The organism is Brachyspira murdochii DSM 12563 (assembly GCF_000092845.1).
GTDB classification, from domain to species: Bacteria; Spirochaetota; Brachyspiria; order Brachyspirales; family Brachyspiraceae; genus Brachyspira; species Brachyspira murdochii.
The window spans coordinates 993,433-1,017,382 of sequence record NC_014150.1 but is presented as its reverse complement, the minus strand read 5'-3'; the positions used below and the strand labels follow the sequence as shown (position 1 = coordinate 1,017,382).

The following is a 23,950-nucleotide window of genomic DNA, read 5'->3' as shown; positions in this document are numbered from 1 at the left end:
TAATTTTATATTTTCTATTGATTTATTAAAAATATTGTATATGATTAATAATCATAATTAATTTTAGGGTTAATATATGCATTAATAATTTCTTTTATTTCATAAATTTTAAACTGTATTCAAATATTTTATTCTAAATTTTTAATTATAGAGGATTTCAATGTTAAATGTTTTATTAGTTATAATAGGCTCTATTGCCTATGGGTTTTTACCAATTTTTGTTAAAAATATTATAGCATATAATTATTCATCTCTTTCTATAGTTTTTTATAGATATTTTTTTACTGCTGTTTTTTTGTTTATAATAATACTTGTTACAAGAAAAAGTTTTAAGATAACAAAAAGACAATTTATAGAATTATTAATATTCAGTATTACAGGACTTGGACTTACTTTTTTCTTTTTGTCGCAGTCATTGCTTTATATATCGGCAGGACTTAGCAATATGATACATTTCGGGTATCCTGTTGTAGTTTTACTTATAATGATATTTTTATTTAAAGAAAAGATAAATATATTAAAAATACTTTCAATGCTGTTTGCTGTTTCTGGAATAGTTCTTCTTACAAAAGTTGTAAGGGTGGAATCATTTTTGGGAATAATATATGCACTCGTTACAACAGTTACATACGGAAGTTATATAGTTGCAAATAAAAAATGCAGCTTTTCTAGTATTGATACTATTGTTTCTCTTTTTTATATGTCTTTGATTGTTTCTTTAACCTTTTTTATAGCTGGAATATTTACAAATTCTTTGCAGGTTTTAAACAATATTAATGTTTTTTACAATTTTATTGCTGTATCACTTTTATGCACTATATTTTCTTTAGGTCTTTTACTTTACGGAGTAAAAAAATTAGGCTCTTCTCTAGCATCGATACTTAATATGTTTGAACCTACTACTACAGTTGCAGCTTCTATTTTTATATATAATGAAGATTTAACTTTTAATATAGTTATCGGCTCTGTTTTGATAATACTTTCAACTATTACTATGGTTATTGGAAGTAAGAGATGATTAGTTAATTTTATTAAAAAATTAGGGCTTACAGATTACTACTGCAAGCCCCTCTTTATTATTTATATAAATATTTTATTATTATTTCTTTTTCTTACTTGAAGATTTAGAAGGTGTTTTTTTAGCAACAGCAGCTTTTTTAGCAGCAGATTTTTTAACTTCTACTTTAGCGGCTGTTTTTTTAGCACTAGCACTTGCCTTTTTAGCAGGAGCTTTCTTAGCAGCAGATTTTTTAGCTGGTTTAGATTTTATAGCCCCCTGAGCAGCAGCAAGTCTTGCTATAGGTACTCTGTAAGGAGAACAGCTTACATAATCTAGTCCTATATCATTACAGAACATAACAGTAGCAGGATCTCCACCATGCTCACCGCATATACCAATAACAAGTTTTTTATTTGCAGCTCTTCCTTTAGCAACACCTATTCTTAAAAGCTCTCCGATACCTTCTTGGTCTAATGATTGGAAAGGATCTCTCTCATATATTTCTTTATTAACATAATCTTTTAAGAATTTACCTGCATCATCTCTTGAGAAACCGCCGCCCATTTGAGTTAAGTCATTAGTACCGAATGAGAAGAATTCAGCTTCAGTAGCAATTTTATCAGCAACTAAAGCAGCTCTAGGAACTTCTATCATAGTACCTACTTTATATGTAACTTTAGAACCTTCTTTTTCAAATACTTCATCAGCTATTTTGATAATTCTGTCTTTAATGATTTTTAATTCTTTTAAAGTACCTACAAGAGGAATCATTATTTCAGGGTGAACATCAACACCATTTTTCTTAACTTTAACAGCAGCTTCAATAATAGCTCTAGCCTGCATATCATATATTTCCGGATAAGTAATACCAAGACGGCAGCCTCTGTGTCCAAGCATAGGGTTGAATTCATGTAAAGAATCTCTTATAGCTTTAAGTTTATCAAAAGAAACATTCATTTCACTAGAAAGCTCTTGCAACTGAGAATCTTCATGAGGAATGAACTCATGCAAAGGCGGATCTAAAAGTCTTATAGTTACTGGATATCCGCTCATAGCAGTGAATATTCCGATAAAGTCTTCTCTTTGCATAGGAAGAATATTTGCTAAAGCATCATCATAAAGTTTTCTAGGTTCTTTATATAGAGGCTCAATCTCTTCTATAGCTTTTTTGTCGCCTATTTTTTCAGCAGCTTCTAATTTTTCTTTTAATTGTTTTACTTCTTCAGCAACGAGTATAAGCTGTCTTACGCTTTTAATTCTGTCAGCATTGAAGAACATATGTTCAGTACGGCATAAACCTATACCTTCAGCACCAAAACTTCTAGCAATTTGTGCATCATGAGGAGTGTCGGCATTAGTATGTACTTCTAATTTTCTAGCAGCATCAGCCCATTCCATAAGTTTTTTGAAGTCTTCAGACATTTCAGCTTCTTTAGTAGCAACTTTTCCTAGCATAACTTCGCCAGTAGAACCGTCTATAGATATATAGTCGCCTTCTTTTACAGTTTCATCGCCTACTTTCATAGATTTTGCTTCATAATCAATTTCTAAAGCACTGCAGCCTGCAACACAGCATTTACCCATACCACGTGCAACAACAGCAGCATGTGAAGTAGAACCGCCTCTTGCAGTTAATATACCTTCAGCGGCATTCATTCCCTTAATATCTTCAGGGCTAGTTTCTATACGTACAAGTATAGTTTGCTCTCCAGCCTCTTTCATTTCTTCAGCTCTGTCAGCAGCAAATACTACTTTACCAACAGCAGCACCAGGAGAAGCATTTAATCCTTTAGCTATAACTTTAGCTGATTTTTTAGCAGCAGGGTCAAACATAGGGTGAAGTAATTGATCCAAATCTGAAGGATTAACTCTCATTATAGCTTCTTCTTTAGATATTATCTTAGCTTCAGCAAGTTCAACAGCAATTCTTACAGCAGCAGCAGCAGTTCTTTTACCATTACGTGTTTGAAGCATATAAAGTTTGCCTTCCTGAATAGTAAATTCCATATCCTGCATATCGCTGTAGTATTTTTCTAATTGATTTTTATAGCTTACTAATTGTTTATATACATTAGGCATAACCTCTTCAAGAGAAGGATATTTATTTTTTCTATCTTCTTCGCTTATGCCATTGTTTTTAGCCCATTCCAAGCTGCCTTCTAATGTAATTTCCTGAGGAGTTCTGATACCTGCAACAACATCTTCACCTTGTGCATTGATTAAAAACTCTCCGTAGAATTTGTTTTCACCAGTAGCAGGGTTACGTGAGAAACATACGCCAGTAGCAGAAGTGTCTCCCATATTTCCAAATACCATAGCCTGAACGTTAACAGCAGTACCTAAAAGACCTCTTATGTCATTTAATTTTCTGTATGCTTCAGCTCTAGGGTTGTTCCAGCTTCTAAATACAGCATTAATAGCATGCCATAATTGTACTTTAGGATCATCTGGGAAACTTTCGCCTTTTTCTTCTTTATACATAGCTTTGTATTTTTCAACAACTACTTTCAAATCTTCAACATCTAAATCAGTATCTTTTACCTCTTTTTCTGATTTTCCTACTTTAGATGCTATAGATTTTTTTGCTTCGTCCAAAATTTCCTCAAATTTATCATGATCAACGCCCATAGCAACATCACCGAACATTTGTATAAATCTTCTATAAGCGTCCCAAGCAAATCTAGGATTATTAGTTTTCTTAACTATACCTTCTACCACTTTTTCATTAATACCCAAATTAAGTATAGTATCCATCATACCAGGCATTGAAATAGCAGCACCTGAACGTACAGATACTAAAAGCGGCTTATCAGCATTTCCAAACTGCATATTCATTGCTTTTTCTAGTTTTTTAATATTTTCATCAACTAGTTTTTCCAAGCCTTTAGGATATGACTTATTTTTTGAATAATAATCACATACTTCTGTAGTGATAGTAAAGCCGGCAGGTACTGGTACCTTACTTTCTGTCATCTGGGCAAGTCCTAAACCTTTACCGCCTAGGAGTGCTTTAGTTTCTTTAGCGCCTTCAGATTTACCATTGCCAAAGAAGTAAACCAACTTTTTTGATGCCATAATAAACTCTCCTCTAAAATAAAATATTTATATAAATTTAAACTTACTATTACTAGTATAATAGTATTTTTCTTATTGTCAATTTGATTATGAATATTTATGTAAATTTTTTTTATTATTTAGGTTTTTATGATATAAAAATGGATATTATATTAATATACTTAAATTAAAATTTCAATATATCTTAGTCGAATATTAAAAAGATATTTAAATTTTTTTCATCTGTTGTATAATTAAAATAAAAAGAGGAAACATATAAATGTTAAAAAAAATTAATATAATAATTATAGCATTTTTAATAGCCATTAATGCTTATGGAGCTATAGTTATTTCAACATACAAAAAGCCTAAAGTAATCAAATATAAATATAAACTTACAGAAAGAGGTAAGGTATTAATAGTTCCTACAAATATATTATTTGATTTCAACAGCAGCAGTCTTGATTTAAAAAAGTATTTAAAAACATTGAAATATGTAGGTGATGTAACTGCTAGTACAAATATTATGAATATTATTATTGAAGGACATTCCAGCAGCGATGAAATAAAAAGAATTACAAATGGTTATGATAAAAAAGATATACTATTTCTTTACAACAGAAGAAATCTTGAGGATTTATCGTATCAGCGTTCATATAATGTGTTTTTATCTATAACTAATGGAGATACAAGCAAATTAACCAATTACGGACTTCAGGATTTACTTAGTGAATATAAAGATATCAAAAAAAATAGAAGAGTTGAGTTTATTTTGATAGAAAATACTAATGATATGAATATATATACTAACTATATAAATAAATTAATAATGTCAAATCTTTAATTTTATTATATAATAATTAATCAATATAAAAATAACAATTTTTGGGTATATACTTATGCATAATGACAGAGAAAAACTTTCAAGCAGATTAGGTTTCTTATTAGTTTCAGCAGGCTGTGCCATAGGGCTTGGCAATGTGTGGAGATTTCCTTATATTACAGGAAAGTACGGCGGAGCTTTATTTGTTGTGCTTTATCTTATATCGCTTGTTATATTGGGGCTTCCTATACTTATTATGGAGTTTTCTGTTGGAAGGGCTGGAAAAAGAGATTTGGCTGGTTCTTACAGAGCTTTACAAAAAAAAGGATATAAATGGCATATTGTAGGATATATACAGTTATTCGGCTGTGTGCTTCTTATGATGTTTTATACTACTATAGCAGGCTGGTGTTTATCATACTGTTATTTTATGGCGGCTGGAAAACTTCAAGGACTCAATCCGCAGCAGGTTGGGGAGTTTTTTAATACTGTGCTTGCTTCTCCTTATACATTAATACTATGGATGACTGTATCTGTAGTAATAGCAACTATTGTTTGTATGATGGGGCTTGAAAATGGAGTGGAAAAAGTTACAAAGGTAATGATGACTTTACTTTTGCTTGTTCTTTTTGTGCTTATAATAAGGGCTATTACTTTGCCTAATGCTAAAGAGGGATTAAAATTCTATCTCTTACCAGATTTTAATAAAATGTTCAGCGGAGGAATAAAAGGATTTTTCTCTGTAGCTTATGCGGCAATAGGGCAGTCATTTTTTACTTTGAGCTTAGGTATTGGTGCTATGACTATATTCGGAAGCTATATAGAAAAAGACTATTCTCTTACAGGAGAATCTATTATGGTTGTAGGACTTGATACTTTAATAGCATTTCTTTCTGGACTTGTAATATTTCCTACTACATTTGCTTTCGGTATTAATCCGGGGGAAGGTGCTGGTTTGGCATTTGTTACTCTGCCTAATATATTTAATTCTATGGTTTTGGGAAGACTTTGGGGGGCTTTATTCTTCTTGTTTTTAGCTATGGCAGCTTTAACAACAATCATAGCTGTATTTGAAAATATAATAGCTTTTACTATGTCTGAAACTAAAATGCCTCGTAAAAAAACTACTATAATCGTAGCGGTAAGTATATTTATATTAAGTTTGCCTACAGCATTGGGATTTAATGTACTTTCATTTATAAAACCTCTTGGAGAGGGAAGCACTATAGCTGATGGGCTTGATTTTTTGGTGAGCAATAATTTCCTTCCTTTAGGCGGTATAATAATACTTATATTCTGTACTAGAAATTTTGGCTGGGGTTGGGATAATTTTATAAAAGAGGCTGACACTGGAAAAGGAATTAAATTTCCTAAATGGGCTAGATTTTATGTGTCTTATATACTTCCTTTTATAGTGCTTGCTATATTTGTGATAGATTATGTAAATAGGTTTTTTATTTAATTAATTAGTCAGTTTAATTTTGAATATAAATAAAATTGATATATACCTAAACAACTATATTTTGTCAAAAATTAATTTTTTAAATTTAAAATATTTGCGGGGCTTTGCCCACCACGCTGTGTGCTACGCAACACCCCACTTCTTTTACCGTCCGCTCTGCGTGCCGTAGGCAAGGCACCTACTCGGTGGTGCCCCAAAGAAGCAGGCACAGCCCGCAGTTGCGAAGGGCTATATTTTTGCTTAAATTAATAATCTATTTTACATGTAAAACAATTTTAGTATGATTTAGTATTAATTTTATACTTGCACTTTTTGGTTCTTTTTGCGGCGGGAAAAAGAACAATAAAAAAATTGATAAACTTAAAAATTTTTAGTATATATTTTGTTTTGTGATTATAAAACAAAATTTTTTAATAATAATTTTTATTAGTATAATTTAATACTATATTTTATAGAAGTGAATATAGTTTATAATGAAGCTAAGTAAAGAACATCAAATATTTTTATACATAAATAAATTTTTATTGACATAATTACAAAATGTATTTATAATCCTATACTATAGGAGGTTATATGATATGAAAGGTAGAATTTTAAATTTTTCATTATTTTTATTAATTTCAAGTTTTTTATTCATTAATATTTCATGTTCTAAGAAAACAGAAGAAAACACAAATATTCCTGAAGACCTATACGGGCAATATTTTATGTCGCCAAATGAAACATATATGAAATCGGTTTATGTAATTGTAGGTTATGATGGATTAGAAATTGATTATCCTAATGATGAATCTACAATAGAAGTTGTAAAAAAGTGTGTTGATGTTGTACTAGAAAGCGACAGAGCTGTAAAATGCGATATAGGAAATGATGATTTATCAAAAGTATCAGATAATCATTATAAAACTATATCTACAAATGATGCTCACTTGGAGTTTAAATTTACTAATGGAGTACTTGAAATGTCTGTTTATGAAGGAACAGAGCAGGTTAGATCAATTAATTTGCCTAAATTAGGAAAAAAATATTGAAAAATATCTTAATGTGAAAAATTATAATTAGATACAATAAGGAGGTTATATGAAAAATAGTATTTTAAAATTTTTATTCGCTTTATTAGTTCCAAGTTTTTTAGTTATGAATTTATCCGCATATCCTAAAGAATCAGGTGTAATATCTCCTAAATGGTACGGCACTTATGTTGGAGATCCTAATAATTCTGAAGAGAAAATAAGAAAAATGATTGTAACAGTAGGTTCTGAAGGTATAAGAATTATGATAAGTGGAGAAAATTATAAAGGCGGTATGCTAAATGAAAACTTATTGAAAGTGTCAGATAATTATTATAAAACTGCAGATGAAGACGGCAATTATGCAGAATTTAAATTTACTGATACATCACTTGAACTTATTTATAATATTAGAGGCGAAGAACCCATTATAATCAATGTAATAAAACAAAAAAAATAATTTTTACAGCGATAAACGATTATATTATTAAGCAAGTTTATCGCTGGCAATAATAAAAGGCGAGCATAACAATTAACAAGCGAGCATAACAATAATAGGAGTTATTTATGGATATTGAACTTATCATAGGTATTTTAGTTTTTATTGTATTTCTGGGTCCTCTGGTATTATATCTTAATATTGGTAAAATTCTACCGTCGCTAAAGAAATGGTATTCTAAAAATAAAATATGGTTAAATGAAAAAGAATTATTTATGCTGAAAGATAAAATAAATAATATATATATTAATTGCTATAAAATTAAATATGATGAACATTATTATTCATACGGGGCATCCTGCCGTAAGCTGAGAGATGTATCTCCTTCATTAGATTTCGATTTGTGGGCACATGAATATTTTGACTCTTTTTCAGGGCAAATATTTATAAATAACAGCGATGAATTAATTATTCGTGAAACTAGTCCGTTATACATAGATCAAATTATAGTTTATCATGATTATGATGTTAAATATTTTAAAGAAATATATTTCAAACAAAATCATTCAGCTATACAAGAGAGAGATAAATTTGAGTCAAAAGAAGGAATAAGAGATAAATTGACAAGAATAACATTCAGAAAAGAATTAGATTATGAAAAAGCATCAAAAATTGAATATACTATGGATATTGAAAATAAAAGAATAGAAGGAGTTTTTGAAGTTATTAGAAAGCCTGAAATAGAAATAAAAGAATTTTTTCTTCCAATTGAACAGATAGATTCCTATGATACAGCTTGGTCTGACATGAATAACATGATGACTAATTATTTGTTTAATTTCAATTTTCCTTTTATTAAGGGAAAAGAAAGAATAAATAAGGCTATTAGCGGAGCTTATAATTATGATGAAAAATTCAAACAAGAAAAAGGAAAAGAGCTTGAAGAGAAATTGAACCATAAAGATGAGCTTTTAGAAGATAAATTCTGTCTTGATGATAAAACTTGTATTGCATATTATAATAAACTTAGTAATTTTAGATGCCTTGATATATTATACTATGATGATGAAATAATATGTTTATACAAAAGAACTGTAGAAGTAGAAGCACCTAAAGAAATTATATTAAAAAATCATTCTCTTATATTTGAATTAGAAAGCGAAAAAAGTATAAGTTCTTATTTAAGAGATTTAGTTTCTAATAGTAAAGAATTATTATCTAATTATGAACTTACTGATAATTTTTCTAATAATATAGATAATGTAATATTTCTTTTAACAGATACAGGAATTATAGTAATGCCTGAATACCCAAATATGGAGCTTAATGATAGAGATATGAATTTAGGAAATACGGCAGAAAGAATATTTATAGCTACAGATCATTTAAAAAATTATCTAAATAAAAGTCATTACTTATTTAAATTTTTTAATAGGAGATAATTAATTTTTATATTTTGTATTTGCATTTTTTGCAACTTTGACGAAGTCCGCAGAGCGAAGGCGGGAAAAAGTTGAAAAAATATAAAAATTGACAAACTTAAAAATTGTCAGTATATATTAAGTAAGTTTATCGCTATGAGCATAATAATTAATAAGCTAGCCGAAGCCTTTCCCACAGGGATACAGACGTGTAACTTAATTTATTAAGTCAAACCTTTAGGCGAACCAAGTAGGCACACTTCGTGTGGGCTAACATAACAATAAAAAATAATTTTTAAAGCAATAAACGAGCAACTGACAACTTTAGTTGGCAGATCATATTAAGCTGAGGCTAACATAGCAACTAACAAGCGAGCCGAAGCCTTTGACTTAATTTATTAAGTCAAACCTTTAGGCGAAGGCGAGCATAACAATAATAGGAGTTATTTATGATATCATTTGGAATATTGGAACCATTAAGACTTTTTCTTATTAGTGACTATTTCTGGCCTATTTTGTTTGGATCGATTGCTATTTTTCTAGCTGTAATTTTTACAATTGAGAAGAAAGCAAAAAAATGGTATGTTAAAAATAAAATATTGGTATATGAAAAAAGTTTTTTTATGCTGAAAGATAGAGTAAATAATATATATATTAATTGCTATAAATATAAAGATAATAATTATGATGAATGGTACAGAAAATATCGCGGTAAAATTAAGTATGTACTTAAATCAAAATTTGATAATTTTGCACGTGAATATTTTGCTTCTTTTACAGGTCAAATGTTTATAAATAGCGAAAATAAGTTAATGATTCGTGAAACTAATGAATTAAATAATAATCAAATTAATGTTTACCGTGATTATGATATGTCTTATTTTGAAAGACTAGAAGAAAAGCAATTTAAATACGATGATCCTTATAAAAATTCATGGAAAGAAGCACGTAAATTTGGCGGTTGGAGTTCAAAAGAAAACAATAGAGAAATTTTATTAAAGATAAAATTCAAAAGAGAATTCGATTATGAAAGAACATCAGAAATTGAATATACTATGGATATTGAAGGCGGAAGAGTAGAAGGAGTTTTTGAGGTTATTAGAAAGCCTGAAATGGAAATAAGAGAGTTTTATATTCCAGTAGAACAGACTACTTTTACTGATGATAAATATTCAGCTTATCTTGGTATGGACGAAGTAAGAAAAATGCTCACTAATTATTTATTTAATTTCAATTATCCTTTTATTAGAGGCAAAGAAAGAATAAATATGGCTATCAGCGGAGCTTACAATTTTGATGAAAGATTCAAAGAAGAAAAAGGAAGAGAGCTTGAAGAAGAATTAAAAAATAAAGAACTTATTATAGAAAAATTCTATCATTATGATCAAAACAAAGCCTATTATGCTGATAAAATTGGTATTATATATTATAAGAAACTTAAAGACTTTAGATGCTTTGATATATTATACTATGACGATGAATTAATATGCATATACAAAAGAAGTGTAAAAGCAGATGAGAGAAGCTATGAAGCTATAGTAAAAAATCATTCTTTTATATTTGAATTGAACGGAGAAAAAAGTGTAAGTTCCTATTTAAAAGATTTAGTTATTGATAGTAAAGAGTTATTATCTAATTATGTAGTTGGCGACTATTTTTACGACAATATAGATAATTTAATATTTCTTTTAACAGATACAGGTATTATAGTAATGCCTGAATATACAAATCTAATTCTTAGCGATGAAGATTATGATTTGGAAAATACAAATGAAAAAATTGCAAGTAGAATATTTATTTCATCAAATGATTTAAAAAATTATTTAAATAGAAGTCATTCTTTATTTAGTTTTTTTGATAGGCAATAATTGTTTTTATAATTAATTTTTATATAATGCTGAGGGTATAATTTAAAATATAAAAGTTGAATATAGAATTAAACAAGAGCAAATAGGTTATTATATGCCGAGTTAGTAGCGGGAGAACATAAGGATTAATAAGCTAAGCCAAAGTCAGCTAGTAAGTTTACTCACTAGCAACAATAAAATGCAAACATAATGAAATATTAGAAATCTAAATATAAAAATTGTGAGCATCTAGCAAATTTATTTGCTAGATACAATTAGCGAACAATTTTTATTAGCAATAATAAAAGGCGAGCATAACAATAATAGGAGCTATTATGAAAAATTTAATAACTAAATTTATGGATAAAGATATAATAATTTTGTTAGCAGTAGTGATTTTAGTAGCTGCTGTAATAATAATTCTTAATATACCTAAAAATAAGGCTAAAAAAAATCCTGTAAGATTTTACAAAAATAATTTTTTCATGCTTAAAGATAAAGTAAACAATATATATGTTTATGTTTATGAACACAAGAAAAATGATAATTATAATGATTTATACTTACCTAGAGATAATGTGTTTCCATATTTAGGAAGGGTATATATAAATAATGATAATGGATTTATTATAAATGATGTTTATTTTTCATCTGAAAGAATAGGAGTTAAAAATTATTATGATAAAGATAATCCAATTTTAATTAATAAGCACTCATCAGAGGGTAATAGATCTTATGGATATGAGCCTGAAACTTTTGCTGAAATAAAATTCAAGACAAAATTAGATAATATATCAAAATCACAAATTGAATATATTATTGAATTTAAGCCTTATGACAGTATTGTTGACTATGTTGGTGATAATATTAAAAAAACTTTAAGAGAGCCTGTAAAAATAGAAGGAACTTTTGAAATTATAAAAGAAGATGAAGCAGAAATAATAAGACTGCATAATGCAGACATATTTGGTTTGTATAATGTTGAAAGTATTTTATTCAGTTCTGAGAGAATATTCTCAGGTAATGTATTTAATTTTGATTATCTTTTTATAAATGGAAAAGAAAAAATAAATTCTTCTATTAATGGAGTGAAAGAGTTTTCAGATGAGTTTTTAAAAGATAAAATAAATGAAAATAAGAATATAGTAGAATCGTATGTAAAAGAATCTAAACAAAGACATTGGAAATCATTAATGGACGAGAGTATATTAAATTATATTGATAATTATGCTGATTATTATAATGAACTTAAAGAGTTTAAAAGTTTTAATATATTATACTATGATGATAAAACAATATCTTTATATAAAAGAGTTTCAAAGCTGGAAGATTTGAAGCTTGCCGAAATAGATAATATGTTTATGACATTTGAGTTGGAAAGTCAAAAATTGATTAGTCCTTATATTAAAGACTTTGTAAATGATTCTGAAGCATTATTAAAAAAATATAATGCCCCTAGTGATTTTTATTCTAATATAGATAGTTTAATTTTTGGCATAACTGATTCATTTATCATAATAATGAATGAAAAAGGCTGCGGAAAAATATTTATCGATTATAAGAATATAAAAGAGTATATAAATAAAGATCATTATTTGGCTTATTTATTTAATTAATTTTTAGTATTTTATAAAAAAATGCTCATCTATATTTTTTATATACATATGAGCATTTTTTATTTATCAAATTTTATATTAATTTTTTGATATATTTAATATTTTTGCTTTAAGTTCATTTTCTATATTTCTTAATTCTGCCTCAGCAGCTTTTCTTTTTTCTCTGCCTTCTGTTTGTATTTTCATTACCTCGTCTAAAGTAGATATAAGCTGTTCATTTGTATATTTTAATGTTTCAATATCAACTATTCCTCTTTCTGATTCTTTTGCTGTTTCTACAGTAGAAGTTTTTAGCATTTCAGCATTTTTTCTTAATAGTTCATTTGTAGTGTCAGTAACAGCCCTCTGTGCTTTTGCTGCCTCATTAGAATGATGAAGCCCTATAGCTAAAACCATCTGATTTTTCCAAAGAGGTATAGTATTTGATATAGTAGACTGTATTTTTTCTGTCATTATAACATTATTATTCTGTACCAAACGTATTTGAGGTATAGTTTGTACAGATATTGCTCTAGTAAGTTCTAGGTCATGTATTCTTTTTTCAAATCTGTTTGCCAAATCCTTAATATCTCTTGCCATTTGAGCATCTTGAGGGGAATTACTTGTCATAGCTTTGGCTTCTAGTGCAGGTATTTCATTAGCTGTTAATTGATTGAGTTTTTGTTTTCCTGCTTCTATATATATTTCTAATTCTTTTAAGTATTCCAAGTTATAATTATACATCTGATCCAAAATGCTTATATCTTTTAGTAAGTTTCTTTGATGTGCTTCCAATGTTTTTACTATATTGTCAATATTAGTTTCAACATTTGTATATTTGGTTTTTAATTTACCTAAATTATTTCCAGCTTTTTTGAAAAATCCGAATAGTCCTTTTCCTTTAGTTTCACTTTCTATATCAAAACCTTTAAGTTCTGTTATAACGTCAGTAATAGCCTCTCCAACTTCGCCTAAATCCTTATTCATAACATTGCTTAAAGTATTTTCAGAAAACTGAATCATTTTGTTTTGAGCAGCCGAACCATATGACATTATTGATACTGAATCTTTTAGATTTATACTGTTTGATAATTCGTTTATCTTTTGCAAGTCTTCATTAGAAAATTGATTATTCATATGATTCAATACTTCTGCTGCAGCATTCTGCGGCTGATAATTCATAATAGGCTGAGTATTATTTTGAAAGTTCTGCATATTGTTAGGCATTGTATTTTGCATAGGAATGCTATTAGTCATTGGGGTTTGCATATTATTAACTGTCATGCTTTGCTGATTATATGCGTTTTGCATGTTGTTAGGTACTGTGTTTTGATGATTGTCGGCTGTCATGCCGTTTTGATTATTAGATTGATTTTCTTCTGTATTGTTTAGTTGATTTTCGTTATTATTATTTTCCATAAAATTTCTCCGTATTTTATATTATTTTTTATTATAAACCATCTTTTTCAAGCATAGTTTTTAATACATCTATATCGCTGTTTATATCCATTAGTTTATTCTGATTCATTTCTACAAGCATACTTTTTAACGCTTCATTTAATTTTATTATAACATCTTCTATTTCCTGAGCTGTTTTTTCCATATTAGCATTTTTTACAGGAAAATTGCAGAAATCTATATATGAATTAAGCATTTTTACAGCGGTTGGAAGATGATACTCATTAATTTTTTCAAGTTTTTTCTCTCCCTCTTTATTTACCTTGCTGTAATTTACCATTTCTTCTAATATTGATATCATTTCTTTTAATGCCGGAGTGAGTTCAGCATCGTTTATTTTTTTTGATAAATCTGTAATTTTTTCTACATTTCTTTGAGTTTCTAAGATTATTAAACTATCTTTATTAGAATAATTTTCATTTTTATAATTATTCATACTATAATTATTTTTATCATCTTCTCTTGGGAAATTTCTTTGAACATTCTGCCTTAATTTTTGAAAAATAATATCATCTTCATCTCTTGCCATATATATCCTCTAAATAAACTAAATATTAATAAACTTCAAAATAAGTGTATTTTAACAATGAAAGATATTTTTATTACTATAACAAGTATATTATAAATAATTAATGTAATATTTGCAAGAGATTAATTATTTACAATAATAATATATTCAATTTTTGTATACATAATTCAAAATAGCTATGAGTTTTAACCTTTAATTTACAATTTTTTTATTAATGTTATAATACTATAACAATTTATTTTAGGAGGATAAAAAATGAGCGAAGATATTCTTTTTACAAGAAGAAGCATAAGAAAATACATCAAAGGCAAACAAGTTGAAGATGAAAAGGTAGAATATATGCTTAAAGCTGCTATGTATGCTCCTTCAGCTAATAATAGGAGAAATTGGGAGTTTATCGTTATAAAAAATAGAGATACACTTGATAAAATAATGGATTTTCACCCATATGCTAAAATGCTTGAAACTGCTCCTATGGCTATTATTATATGCGGAGATTTATCTGATGAGTCTGGTAAACTTTATTGGCAGCAGAACTGTTCGGCTGCTTTGGAAAATATGATGCTTGCTGCTAAGGCTAAAGATTTGGGTACTGTATGGATTGGGCTTGCTCCGCGTGAAGAGAGAATGAATGAGGTTATAAAATTATTTAATTTACCAGAACATATTAAGCCTTTGGGAATGGTAGTTGTAGGGTATGCTGACGGAGAACCCCAAATGCCTGATAGATTTGAACCTAATAAAATACACTATGAAAAATATTAATATATTTAATAATTAATATTATAAATAAAAGAACTGTGATAAAAAATAAATTTATAAATAAAGGAGTTTTATCTTATGAAAAAACTTATAATATTTATGATTTTTATATCTTTTTATGCAAATGAAAATTATGCTCAAAGTTCTTCTAAAAAAGTTAATATTAGTTTTGACTATACCAAAAGAGCTGGATATTCAAGCAATCAAATAGCTGTTTGGGCAGAAGATGATAAGGGTAATTATATAACTACTATATATATCACAGATTTCACTGGAAGAAGGGAAGGCTGGAAGAGAAGACCTCAGTCTTTGAATAACTGGCAGATTAAAGCTGATGCTGTTAATTTAGATAAAAGAATAGTTGATGCAGTGTCAAAATCTACACCTAAAACTGGTAAAGTTAATATAGTTTGGGACTGTAAAGATTCAAAGGGTAGGGCAGTTAAAAATGGAACATATAAAATAGTTGTGGAAGCCACAATATATCAGGATAATAATGTGCTTTACACTTCTTATATAAATATAGGAAATAATGCTGAGACCAAAAAGTCAGAGGCTAAATATTCTAAAGAAGAGGCTAAAACTATTGATATAATAAAAAATGTTACTGTAAGTTTTATTCCTTAATTAGTTAAATAGACTTGTTTCAAAAGTACTTGACAAATAATTTTAATAGTTTGTTATTTTATGCTAATTTATATAATATTAATTATTACATAAATTATATGTTTTACATGTTGTATAATTTATCGCTTTAATATATAAATATGTAGTCCTTCGCGACTGTGGGCTGTGCCTGCTTCTCGCCTGCCTACGGCACACAGAGCGGACGGCAAAAGAAGTAGGGCTTTGCGTAAGCACGCAGAGCGGCACTCTGTGTACTTCGTAAGGGCAAAGCCCCAGTTATAAAAACAAAAATACTGAAAATTAAAATAGTATAAATATTTTTTTAATTTAGTTTTGAAACAAGTCTAATATATAAAAAATAAAAAGACCTGCATTGTATTTTTTATACTTTGCAGGCTTTTTAATAAAAATTTATTTATTAATAGTTTATTTAACCAAATGTATGTATTCTTTTTCTTTTTTATGAACTTTACCTATTATGGAAGCACAGTCAATTCCTTCTCTCCATAAATCAGCAAGAATATTTTCTGCATTATTTTTATCAGCACATATAAATAAACCTCCTGCTGTCTGAGGGTCAAAAGAGAGCATTTTTAAATTATAGTCAACATCATCATCTGCTAATATATTTTCCCCTACATAACGCATATTAGTAAAAGCAGCACCAGGTATGCAGCCCATATCAAGTACTTCATAGCTTTTATTAAACATAGGTAAAGCAGATAACTGTATTTCTATTGTAACATCGCTTGCTTTAGCCATTTTGTATGAATGTCCTATAAGTCCAAATCCTGTAATATCAGTAGCACATTTAACATTATATTTGTTCATAACAGCACATGCTTTTTTGTTTAATGTTTTCATAGAGTTAAAAACATCTTTTATATCTTCTTCTTTTATAAGTCCCTGCCTCATAGCAGCAAGACAAGCACCTGTACCAAGCGGTTTAGTAAGTATAATTATATCTCCTTCTTTAGCAGCAGCATTTGTTGTAATTTTATTAGGATTAGCAAAGCCTACAACAGCCATTCCATATTTTACATTGGTGTCTGTTATAGTATGTCCTCCTACAACCAATACTCCTGCTTCTGCAGCCTTATCCTGACCGCCTTTTAATATGCTTGCTAATATATTTAATGAATCATCTTTAGGAAACATTGTGATATTTAAAGCTAGTTTAGGTTCTCCTCCCATAGCGTATATATCACTTATGGCATTGCAGGCAGCAATCTGACCAAATCCGTAAGGGTCTGCTATAACAGGAGGGAAATAGTCTACTGTAAATATTATAGCATTATCATCAGAGATTTTATAAACTCCCGCATCATCTCCTATATCTACATCAGAAAGTAGATTAGAGTCTACCTTAGTCTGCATTATTGGAGCTAGAGTTTTTTCAAGCAGGTCTGGAGGAATTTTAGCTGAACAGCCTCCTTCCAAAGCACATGATAAAAGCTGAATTTGTTCTTTATTTTCTTCCGAATTATTTGTAATATTTGACATAATAAACACCTATAAAAAATATTATTTAAAATTATACTAAAATGATAGAAAATGTCAAACTAGCTTTTTCTAAGTACAACTATAAATTCTTCTGTCATAGTATTTGATAATAATCCTTTTTTATTTGTTGGAGAATTTTTAAGCGGCATTCTTTTGTTGCTTATTATCCTTTTATAAGTAAATAAATGTTTTAGATTTTCTCTTTCAAAACTCTCAGCTATAAATTTATCAGTATTTAAATATTCATTTTTTACAACTCTATTTCCAACAATATATATAGCATAACCTCCATCAAGTATGCTGTTTGAAACAATTTTAATTGAATCTCTTAAATCAATATAAAATGATGATACTTCTAAAGCTCTTTTTTTATCTATCTTATTAATATTATAAATTTGTTCTGATATTATAGAATCATTTAGTAATTGTTTTTTATTTTTTCCTCCCATTAGCATATTATCTATTTTTCTAGCATCATTGTTACCAAGCCATAAATTAGCAAAGAAAGAGAATTGACCATATGCAACAGTAGTTTTACTATCTCCATAAGGAGGACTAGTTAATACAACATTAAATTTTTTTTCTTTATTTGAAAAGGCTTCATTATAAAATACAGCATTAATTTTATTATTAAAATATTTATAATAATAATTTTTATAAAATTCTATATTAGTCATTAATCTAGTTAAAAAATAAGAATTAACATCTTCATTAAAAGATATTATATCTTCATTTTTTATTCTATATAATTTAAATTCATTATTTCTTGTATAAGAAAATGTTCTAACTGTTTCTAAAAATGTAAGCAATATAAAATCTTTAATATTATCATTATTTTTAATATCCGAAATTATACACTTTAGCAATGCAAGTTTTATTTTTACATTTTCTGAGTACCAATATTCCATATTTTTAAAAGTTGGAATGTAGTCATATAATTTATCTTTTACACTATCAAAATAATTTTTGCTATTAATTTTATTTTTTATAAGATTATATTCTTTAATGAGCATATTTATATCTATTTTAGTAAATTTTACTTTGCATATTAGTATTGCCAATGGGTTATAGTCATATCCTTCAAAATTGTATATATTAGATTCTAATGCTGATATAAAAGAGGAACCACTGCCACAATATGGATCTAATAATTTACCATTTTTTATGTTTAACTCATTTAATATTTCTATACCTATTTGAGGAAGCATAGCAGCTGGATATTTATGTAAATTGGGAAATGATTTAGAATATGTAATTTCTTTAAAGTCATATTTTTGATTGTAAAAAGAATTATACATATATTAAAAATCCTTATTTAAAAAATCGACTATACTTGAAAGAGGGGATATAAAACTATAATTATCTAATTGTTTTGCTATAAAAGCTTTATCAAAAAATTTAAACATTCCTCTTTGCTGTGGATTATTTATTTCATTATAAAAATTTACTGTGACAAATCCAACATAAGGTTTTACCTTTGGATTGTATTCTAATTCATATTTATCTTTAATCTTATTACTATCATCTATTGCTATTTCCATTAACAATTTCCACTTATAAGTTTGACCTGCTCTTTCTCTTAATGAAGTCTTTAAAGATAGTATTAAGCATGATTGTAAATTATTAGTTTTATCCAATTTATATATTACAATATCACAATCTGGTTTTTGAGTTTCTTCACCAACTTTTATTGTATATAAATCATTTAGGAAATCTAATTTATTTTTTTTAGATGTTATAAAAATATCATTTCTTATTAAGTTATTTTCTTTACATTTAAGAAATGTATATATTAATATAGATTGAAATGCATTACCTGCTATTGATTTTCTTGCTTGACTTTTGTCTTTTATTTCATTATTTTTAATACGATTTTCTATTAATATTTCAACATCTTCTTTGGAATCTACTATAACATTATATAAGTAGTTGAAAGCTAATATCCAATTATTATTTATTGCATAATTACTTAGTCTTTTAATTAGAGGAATCATATAATATTTAGATTCTATTTCTTGTATTTCTTTTAATTCTTCTTTGTTAATCATCTTTTATATAGTTATTAATTTTTATATTTTTACTGGATAAATATATTAAAAAAATATCCCAGTTAAAATTAACTGAGATATCAAATTTTATCAAATAAAAAATTATTTTAATTATTCAGCAACAACTGAAATAGTTTTCTTTCCAAATTTGTTAGTATGGAACTTAACATAACCAGAAGCGGTAGCGAATATAGTATGATCTCTGCCTATATCAACATTGTTTCCTGCATGGAACTGAGTACCGCGTTGTCTAACTATAATGTTGCCTGATATAACTTTTTGACCGCCGTAAACTTTAACACCTAAGCGTTTAGATTGGCTGTCGCGTCCGTTTTTGGAACTTCCTCCGCCTTTTTTATGTGCCATTTTTATACTCCTCTTTATATTTTATAAAATCAGGATACTCTTTAATTAAAGATTTTATACCTATCAAATATCCATTACTAACTAATTCATATTCTTTTATTTTATCAGTATCAAGCTTATCAAAATTGATTAACTCTAAACTTAAAAGCCCGTCATCTTTCTTATATTGCAGGAATTTTTTTCCAATAGTTGATAAAAGGGCTTTGTACATAGCCTGAGTAAGTACGCTTAAAGCTATACAAACCTCATAACCTTCGCCGAACTTTTTTATACCAGCATGACCTTCAACTGTTATACATTTCATAATAGAATTACTATTATAAACTATATGAACAAAAGAAGCCATTAAAGAGATATATCTTCAATAGTGATTTTATGGTATTTATGTCTATGACCTGTTTTTCTTCTGTAGTCTTTTCTTCTTTTATGTTTTCCTATAACTACTTTATCGCCTTTCATCATTTCTATTATTTTAGAACTTACTTTTACGCCTTCAACATAAGGAGTACCCACTAAAACACTTTCATCATCTTTTTTGAGAAGCAGTGTTTTTATTTCCGGAGCATCTTTAGCTTCATCGCCTAGATATTCTACTAAGATATCCTGGCCTTTTTCTACCTTATATTGTTTGCCTTTTACTTCTACAATTGCATACATTATAGCTTATCTCCAATTTATATATATTTTTATTTTTTACAGTACTATGAGTAACATATGATACTACAATAATATAATTTTGTCAAGCATAAAAACAAAAAACTGATACTAACTTACAAATAAATTAATATATTATAATAAATAGATTTTTTTGTAAAAGTATTGTAATATATTTATAGGGCTATTAGGAATGGATAAAAAATTATTAGAAAAAATAGAGACTTTACATAATAATGACGAACATTATAGAATAATAGAGATTGTATATTCTATGGAGGAATCAGAGAGAGATTATGATGCTATATCATTACTTGCAAGGGCTTTGAATAATACTCAAAATTATGATGAAGCATTGGATAATCTTATGTATATTAGAGAGGACGGAATAGATGATCCTTTATGGAATTTCAGGGCAGGGTATTCTTATTTTTATAAAAATGAAAAAGATAAAGCAAAACAATATTTTTATAAAACTATAGAACTTATGGACGGACATAAAAATATAGAAATAGAAGAATCAGCTAAAAGATTATATACTTTATGTTTTGAAGATGATGATAATGGTATAAATTTTATAGAAAGAATTAATCTATTTTGGAAATGGTTTGAAGAAAATGAAGCATATATTTCAAGTATGATTGAAAATAATCATGATGATTTGGTTAATTTTGTTTCAAGCGGAGTTAAAATTATATCAGATAATATATCATTTAATATTAATAAAAATTATGAGTTTATTTTTACTGTAGACGGGAAAAATTATCTTTTTTATCTTATACCTAAAGTAATATCTTCTATGCCTTATAAATTAAAAGAAAAATGGACTTTTTTGCCTTATCTTCCTAGTTCTGAGGGGATTAATTTTTCTATAGAGGTTCAAAATAAAAAGATAGAAATGCAGGAAGTTCTTATAAAAATAGAGTTTGATGAAGAAAATGATAAATTCGATTTGATATTTTATAATACGGAATTAAATAATTTGGATAAAGAAGAAGCGTATAATATATTTTTTATTATGATGGAAAATTCTATAGGGGAGGGATTGTCTAGGATATATATAAGATATGTTGATATAAGCAGCAATAAACTATATAATATGATATCTCTTACAGAACTTGAAGAGTATATAAAAAAGACATTACAGTTTTACAGAAAAGAATTTATAAGAGATCCTCTAAAACAGTATTTTTCATATACTTTTGAACCTAAAAATATTGATATACTTAGGTATGACATAATAGCTGGAAATACTTTATATTATGAAACTATTAATGATTATTATAATGAAAATGTTTATGATATAGTAGAAATATCAAAATGCGGTGCAAGGGCTTTGTTTTTAAGTTATACTTATGATGATGAAAATGATAATGATGAGATAAGAAGAGAAATACTTAATGAAAGATATGAGATACTTGAAAGATTAGAAAAGGAAGTTTTGGGTTATAGGGGAAAGGATATAGGGCTTTTACTTGGCGGAGCCATTGGTATAAATAATATTTATATAGATTTAATAGTTTATGATGAAGATGAGTTTATAAATAGGGCTAAGATACTTTTAGCAGAATATGACAGAAATTTTTATATATCTAAACTTAGAAAATATTCGGAAATAAAAAATATATTTGATTATTAATTATTATATGCTGAAGCACTCATTCTATCATCAAATTTCTTTCTTATTCTATCAAATTTTTCTCTTGTTTTATAAACAGCATTATTCATTTTTGATATAGCTCTCTGATTGGCCATATATATGCTTAATGACTTTCTTGCATATGATATCATCTCATTTCTATTATCAGAGTTTAAATTAATTAATTTTATTATGGTATTGTAATATCCTTCATTTGCTGCTGTCATTCTCTGCTGTTTTAATTCAAGCTCTTTTATTTTCTTCTCATTTTCTTCTATTTCTGTACTTGTAAATGAAACAAAATTATAGTTATTATTGTTATTTGGTATATTTTCCATAGCATTCATTAAATTTTCTATTGTAGATAAAAAATTTTCTCTGGAAGCTTCTTCGCCTTTATTTAAAAATACTATAGGATCGCTGTCAGAGTTTTGATTAATTACTTTATAATTATTATCTATCGTATTTATATATGCTTCTCTAGGCTTTAATATAGTTTCATCATTATCTGTAACAATATCAACATTTCCGTCTTTAAGAATAACGATACTAGAGCCGTTTTCAGCAAATGCTACTTCAAATTCCGTTCCTTTTACTATAGAAGATGTATTTGCTGTATGTATTTCAATAGAAACTCCCATATTTTTTTCTATATAAACACTTATATATCCTCCTAATAATGATAATGAAATTGTATTATCATCTTTTGTAAGCGGAGGATTAACAAGTATTATAGTATTTTGAGGAACTATAATTTCTCCTACTTTATCGCCTCTTCTGCTTAAAGTAAGTTCAACTTGAGTATTAGAAATTGTCCTTAATCTGTATTCTTTATGTATTTCGCTTCCTCTGAAGGCTCTCAATGATTTATTTATATCTGTTTTTTCTATAAAAGCTATTCCGGATATTCCAGTAACTTTAAAAGAAATATCCTGAGATAATAAAATATTGCTGAATGATAAAGCAAATAGTATTAAAAATATTCTATTTATCATAAATACTCCTTAGTAAAATTAAAAAACATAACAAATCCCACTAAGTAATACAAGTTTATATTTTTGAATTAAAAAAGTCAATACTAATAAAATTTATATTTTTATATCAATATTTGGCAAAGTAGGGTAGGTAAATAGCATATTTAAATTAAAATCTTTAAGACTTAGATTAACTTCATTTTTAGTATTAAGGCATATGCTTATTATATATAAGTCATCAAGTATAAAAGAAGCAAAAAATATATCATCAGCATTTTTTATTACTCTTTCAATTAAATCAACTTCCGGAGCATTTTTTATATCGAATATAGTTTTCCCAAGCATTTTTATATACGCTTCTTTTATTGTCCATATAGTAAAAAAATCTATTTCCAATTTGTGAGTATTCTCAAGATATTTAATTTCGCTTTCATAAAAATATTCTTTTGCTATATCAAAAAAATCTCTTTTTTTTATTTTTTCTGCATCTATCCCTACATCATAATCTTCACTCATAACAGAAGCAAATAAATCTGAAGTATGAGTGCCGTTGAAATATATATTTTCATTTTTGAAATAAGGTTTTTTATTTTCCGCTCTCTCTATAGTAAGGTTATTTTTATTATAATGAGTATTAGCCATAGAAAGTATAATATTTTCTAATGTTTTTCTTGAGTTCTCTCTGCCGCTATTTTCATTAAAGCTGTATTCTAAGTAAGTCATAAAATTAACCTTATAA

At 27.3% G+C, this 23,950-nt stretch carries 22 protein-coding genes; 11 read left to right on the top strand and 11 right to left on the bottom strand.

Annotated features, from left to right (window positions below; translation table 11 throughout):
* Positions 1-160 precede the first annotated feature (160 nt).
* Entirely contained in the window at positions 161-1,018 is an 858-nt protein-coding gene (locus tag BMUR_RS04330) for a DMT family transporter (RefSeq protein ID WP_013113382.1), read from the top strand.
* Positions 1,019-1,099: 81 nt separating this feature from the next.
* Here BMUR_RS04330 and ppdK read toward each other — a convergent pair whose 3' ends face one another.
* On the bottom strand, positions 1,100-4,075 hold the full coding sequence (gene ppdK, locus BMUR_RS04325; protein ID WP_013113381.1) for a pyruvate, phosphate dikinase: 2,976 nt from the start codon (positions 4,073-4,075) through the stop codon (positions 1,100-1,102).
* A gap of 259 nt (positions 4,076-4,334) precedes the next feature.
* Here ppdK and BMUR_RS04320 point away from each other — a divergent pair, with 259 nt between their 5' ends.
* The 7 genes from BMUR_RS04320 to BMUR_RS04290 all read left to right on the top strand — a co-directional run bounded on the left by BMUR_RS04320 (position 4,335) and on the right by BMUR_RS04290 (position 12,672).
* Positions 4,335-4,898, top strand: a complete 564-nt coding sequence (locus tag BMUR_RS04320) for an OmpA family protein (RefSeq protein WP_013113380.1) — start codon at positions 4,335-4,337, stop codon at positions 4,896-4,898.
* A 55-nt stretch (positions 4,899-4,953) separates the two neighbouring features.
* Positions 4,954-6,339, top strand: a complete 1,386-nt coding sequence (locus tag BMUR_RS04315) for a sodium-dependent transporter (RefSeq protein ID WP_013113379.1) — start codon at positions 4,954-4,956, stop codon at positions 6,337-6,339.
* Between the two features lie 578 nt (positions 6,340-6,917).
* Positions 6,918-7,370 (top strand): hypothetical protein, encoded by a 453-nt coding sequence (locus BMUR_RS04310; protein ID WP_013113378.1) that lies wholly within the window; start codon positions 6,918-6,920, stop codon positions 7,368-7,370.
* A 49-nt stretch (positions 7,371-7,419) separates the two neighbouring features.
* Positions 7,420-7,809, top strand: coding sequence for a hypothetical protein (locus BMUR_RS04305; RefSeq protein WP_013113377.1), 390 nt, complete (start codon positions 7,420-7,422; stop codon positions 7,807-7,809).
* A gap of 107 nt (positions 7,810-7,916) precedes the next feature.
* Positions 7,917-9,230, top strand: coding sequence for a hypothetical protein (locus BMUR_RS04300; protein ID WP_013113376.1), 1,314 nt, complete (start codon positions 7,917-7,919; stop codon positions 9,228-9,230).
* A gap of 428 nt (positions 9,231-9,658) precedes the next feature.
* Positions 9,659-11,077: a hypothetical protein gene (locus BMUR_RS04295; RefSeq protein WP_013113375.1), complete on the top strand. Its 1,419-nt coding sequence runs from the start codon at positions 9,659-9,661 to the stop codon at positions 11,075-11,077.
* A gap of 314 nt (positions 11,078-11,391) precedes the next feature.
* The gene (locus BMUR_RS04290; protein ID WP_013113374.1) at positions 11,392-12,672 is read left to right on the top strand and encodes a hypothetical protein; all 1,281 of its coding nucleotides are present in this window, start codon (positions 11,392-11,394) and stop codon (positions 12,670-12,672) included.
* A gap of 78 nt (positions 12,673-12,750) precedes the next feature.
* Here BMUR_RS04290 and BMUR_RS04285 read toward each other — a convergent pair whose 3' ends face one another.
* Positions 12,751-14,070, bottom strand: a complete 1,320-nt coding sequence (locus BMUR_RS04285) for a toxic anion resistance protein (protein WP_013113373.1) — start codon at positions 14,068-14,070, stop codon at positions 12,751-12,753.
* A 31-nt stretch (positions 14,071-14,101) separates the two neighbouring features.
* On the bottom strand, positions 14,102-14,638 hold the full coding sequence (locus BMUR_RS04280) for a 5-bromo-4-chloroindolyl phosphate hydrolysis family protein (RefSeq protein ID WP_013113372.1): 537 nt from the start codon (positions 14,636-14,638) through the stop codon (positions 14,102-14,104).
* A 255-nt stretch (positions 14,639-14,893) separates the two neighbouring features.
* On the opposite strand from BMUR_RS04280, the gene BMUR_RS04275 reads away from it, so the two are divergent.
* Together BMUR_RS04275 and BMUR_RS04270 are read left to right on the top strand one after the other, a co-directional pair.
* A complete protein-coding gene (locus BMUR_RS04275; protein ID WP_013113371.1) occupies positions 14,894-15,403 on the top strand; it encodes a nitroreductase family protein in 510 nt (169 codons plus the stop codon).
* Positions 15,404-15,478: 75 nt separating this feature from the next.
* Positions 15,479-16,027, top strand: coding sequence for a DUF2271 domain-containing protein (locus tag BMUR_RS04270; RefSeq protein WP_013113370.1), 549 nt, complete (start codon positions 15,479-15,481; stop codon positions 16,025-16,027).
* 426 nt (positions 16,028-16,453) lie between these two features.
* Here BMUR_RS04270 and selD read toward each other — a convergent pair whose 3' ends face one another.
* The 6 genes from selD to rplU form a co-directional block, all read right to left on the bottom strand.
* Complete coding sequence (gene selD / locus BMUR_RS04265; RefSeq protein ID WP_013113369.1) at positions 16,454-17,530, bottom strand: selenide, water dikinase SelD; 1,077 nt, start codon at positions 17,528-17,530, stop codon at positions 16,454-16,456.
* A 59-nt stretch (positions 17,531-17,589) separates the two neighbouring features.
* The gene (locus BMUR_RS04260) at positions 17,590-18,828 is read right to left on the bottom strand and encodes a DNA methyltransferase family protein (protein WP_013113368.1); all 1,239 of its coding nucleotides are present in this window, start codon (positions 18,826-18,828) and stop codon (positions 17,590-17,592) included.
* Between the two features lie 3 nt (positions 18,829-18,831).
* Positions 18,832-19,578 (bottom strand): BsaWI family type II restriction enzyme, encoded by a 747-nt coding sequence (locus tag BMUR_RS04255; protein ID WP_013113367.1) that lies wholly within the window; start codon positions 19,576-19,578, stop codon positions 18,832-18,834.
* Positions 19,579-19,689: 111 nt separating this feature from the next.
* On the bottom strand, positions 19,690-19,944 hold the full coding sequence (gene rpmA, locus BMUR_RS04250) for a 50S ribosomal protein L27 (protein WP_013113366.1): 255 nt from the start codon (positions 19,942-19,944) through the stop codon (positions 19,690-19,692).
* Positions 19,934-20,290, bottom strand: a complete 357-nt coding sequence (locus BMUR_RS04245) for a ribosomal-processing cysteine protease Prp (protein ID WP_013113365.1) — start codon at positions 20,288-20,290, stop codon at positions 19,934-19,936. Before BMUR_RS04245 ends, rpmA begins: the two co-directional genes overlap by 11 nt.
* A complete protein-coding gene (rplU, locus tag BMUR_RS04240; protein ID WP_013113364.1) occupies positions 20,290-20,601 on the bottom strand; it encodes a 50S ribosomal protein L21 in 312 nt (103 codons plus the stop codon). The genes BMUR_RS04245 and rplU overlap by 1 nt, the downstream gene beginning before the upstream one ends.
* 190 nt (positions 20,602-20,791) lie before the next feature.
* Between rplU and BMUR_RS04235 the strand changes: the two genes are divergently transcribed.
* A complete protein-coding gene (locus BMUR_RS04235; protein ID WP_013113363.1) occupies positions 20,792-22,237 on the top strand; it encodes a tetratricopeptide repeat protein in 1,446 nt (481 codons plus the stop codon).
* Here BMUR_RS04235 and BMUR_RS04230 read toward each other — a convergent pair.
* Complete coding sequence (locus tag BMUR_RS04230; RefSeq protein WP_013113362.1) at positions 22,234-23,232, bottom strand: FecR family protein; 999 nt, start codon at positions 23,230-23,232, stop codon at positions 22,234-22,236. The genes BMUR_RS04235 and BMUR_RS04230 overlap by 4 nt on opposite strands.
* 93 nt (positions 23,233-23,325) lie before the next feature.
* Entirely contained in the window at positions 23,326-23,934 is a 609-nt protein-coding gene (locus BMUR_RS04225) for a 4'-phosphopantetheinyl transferase family protein (RefSeq protein WP_013113361.1), read from the bottom strand.
* Positions 23,935-23,950 lie beyond the last annotated feature (16 nt).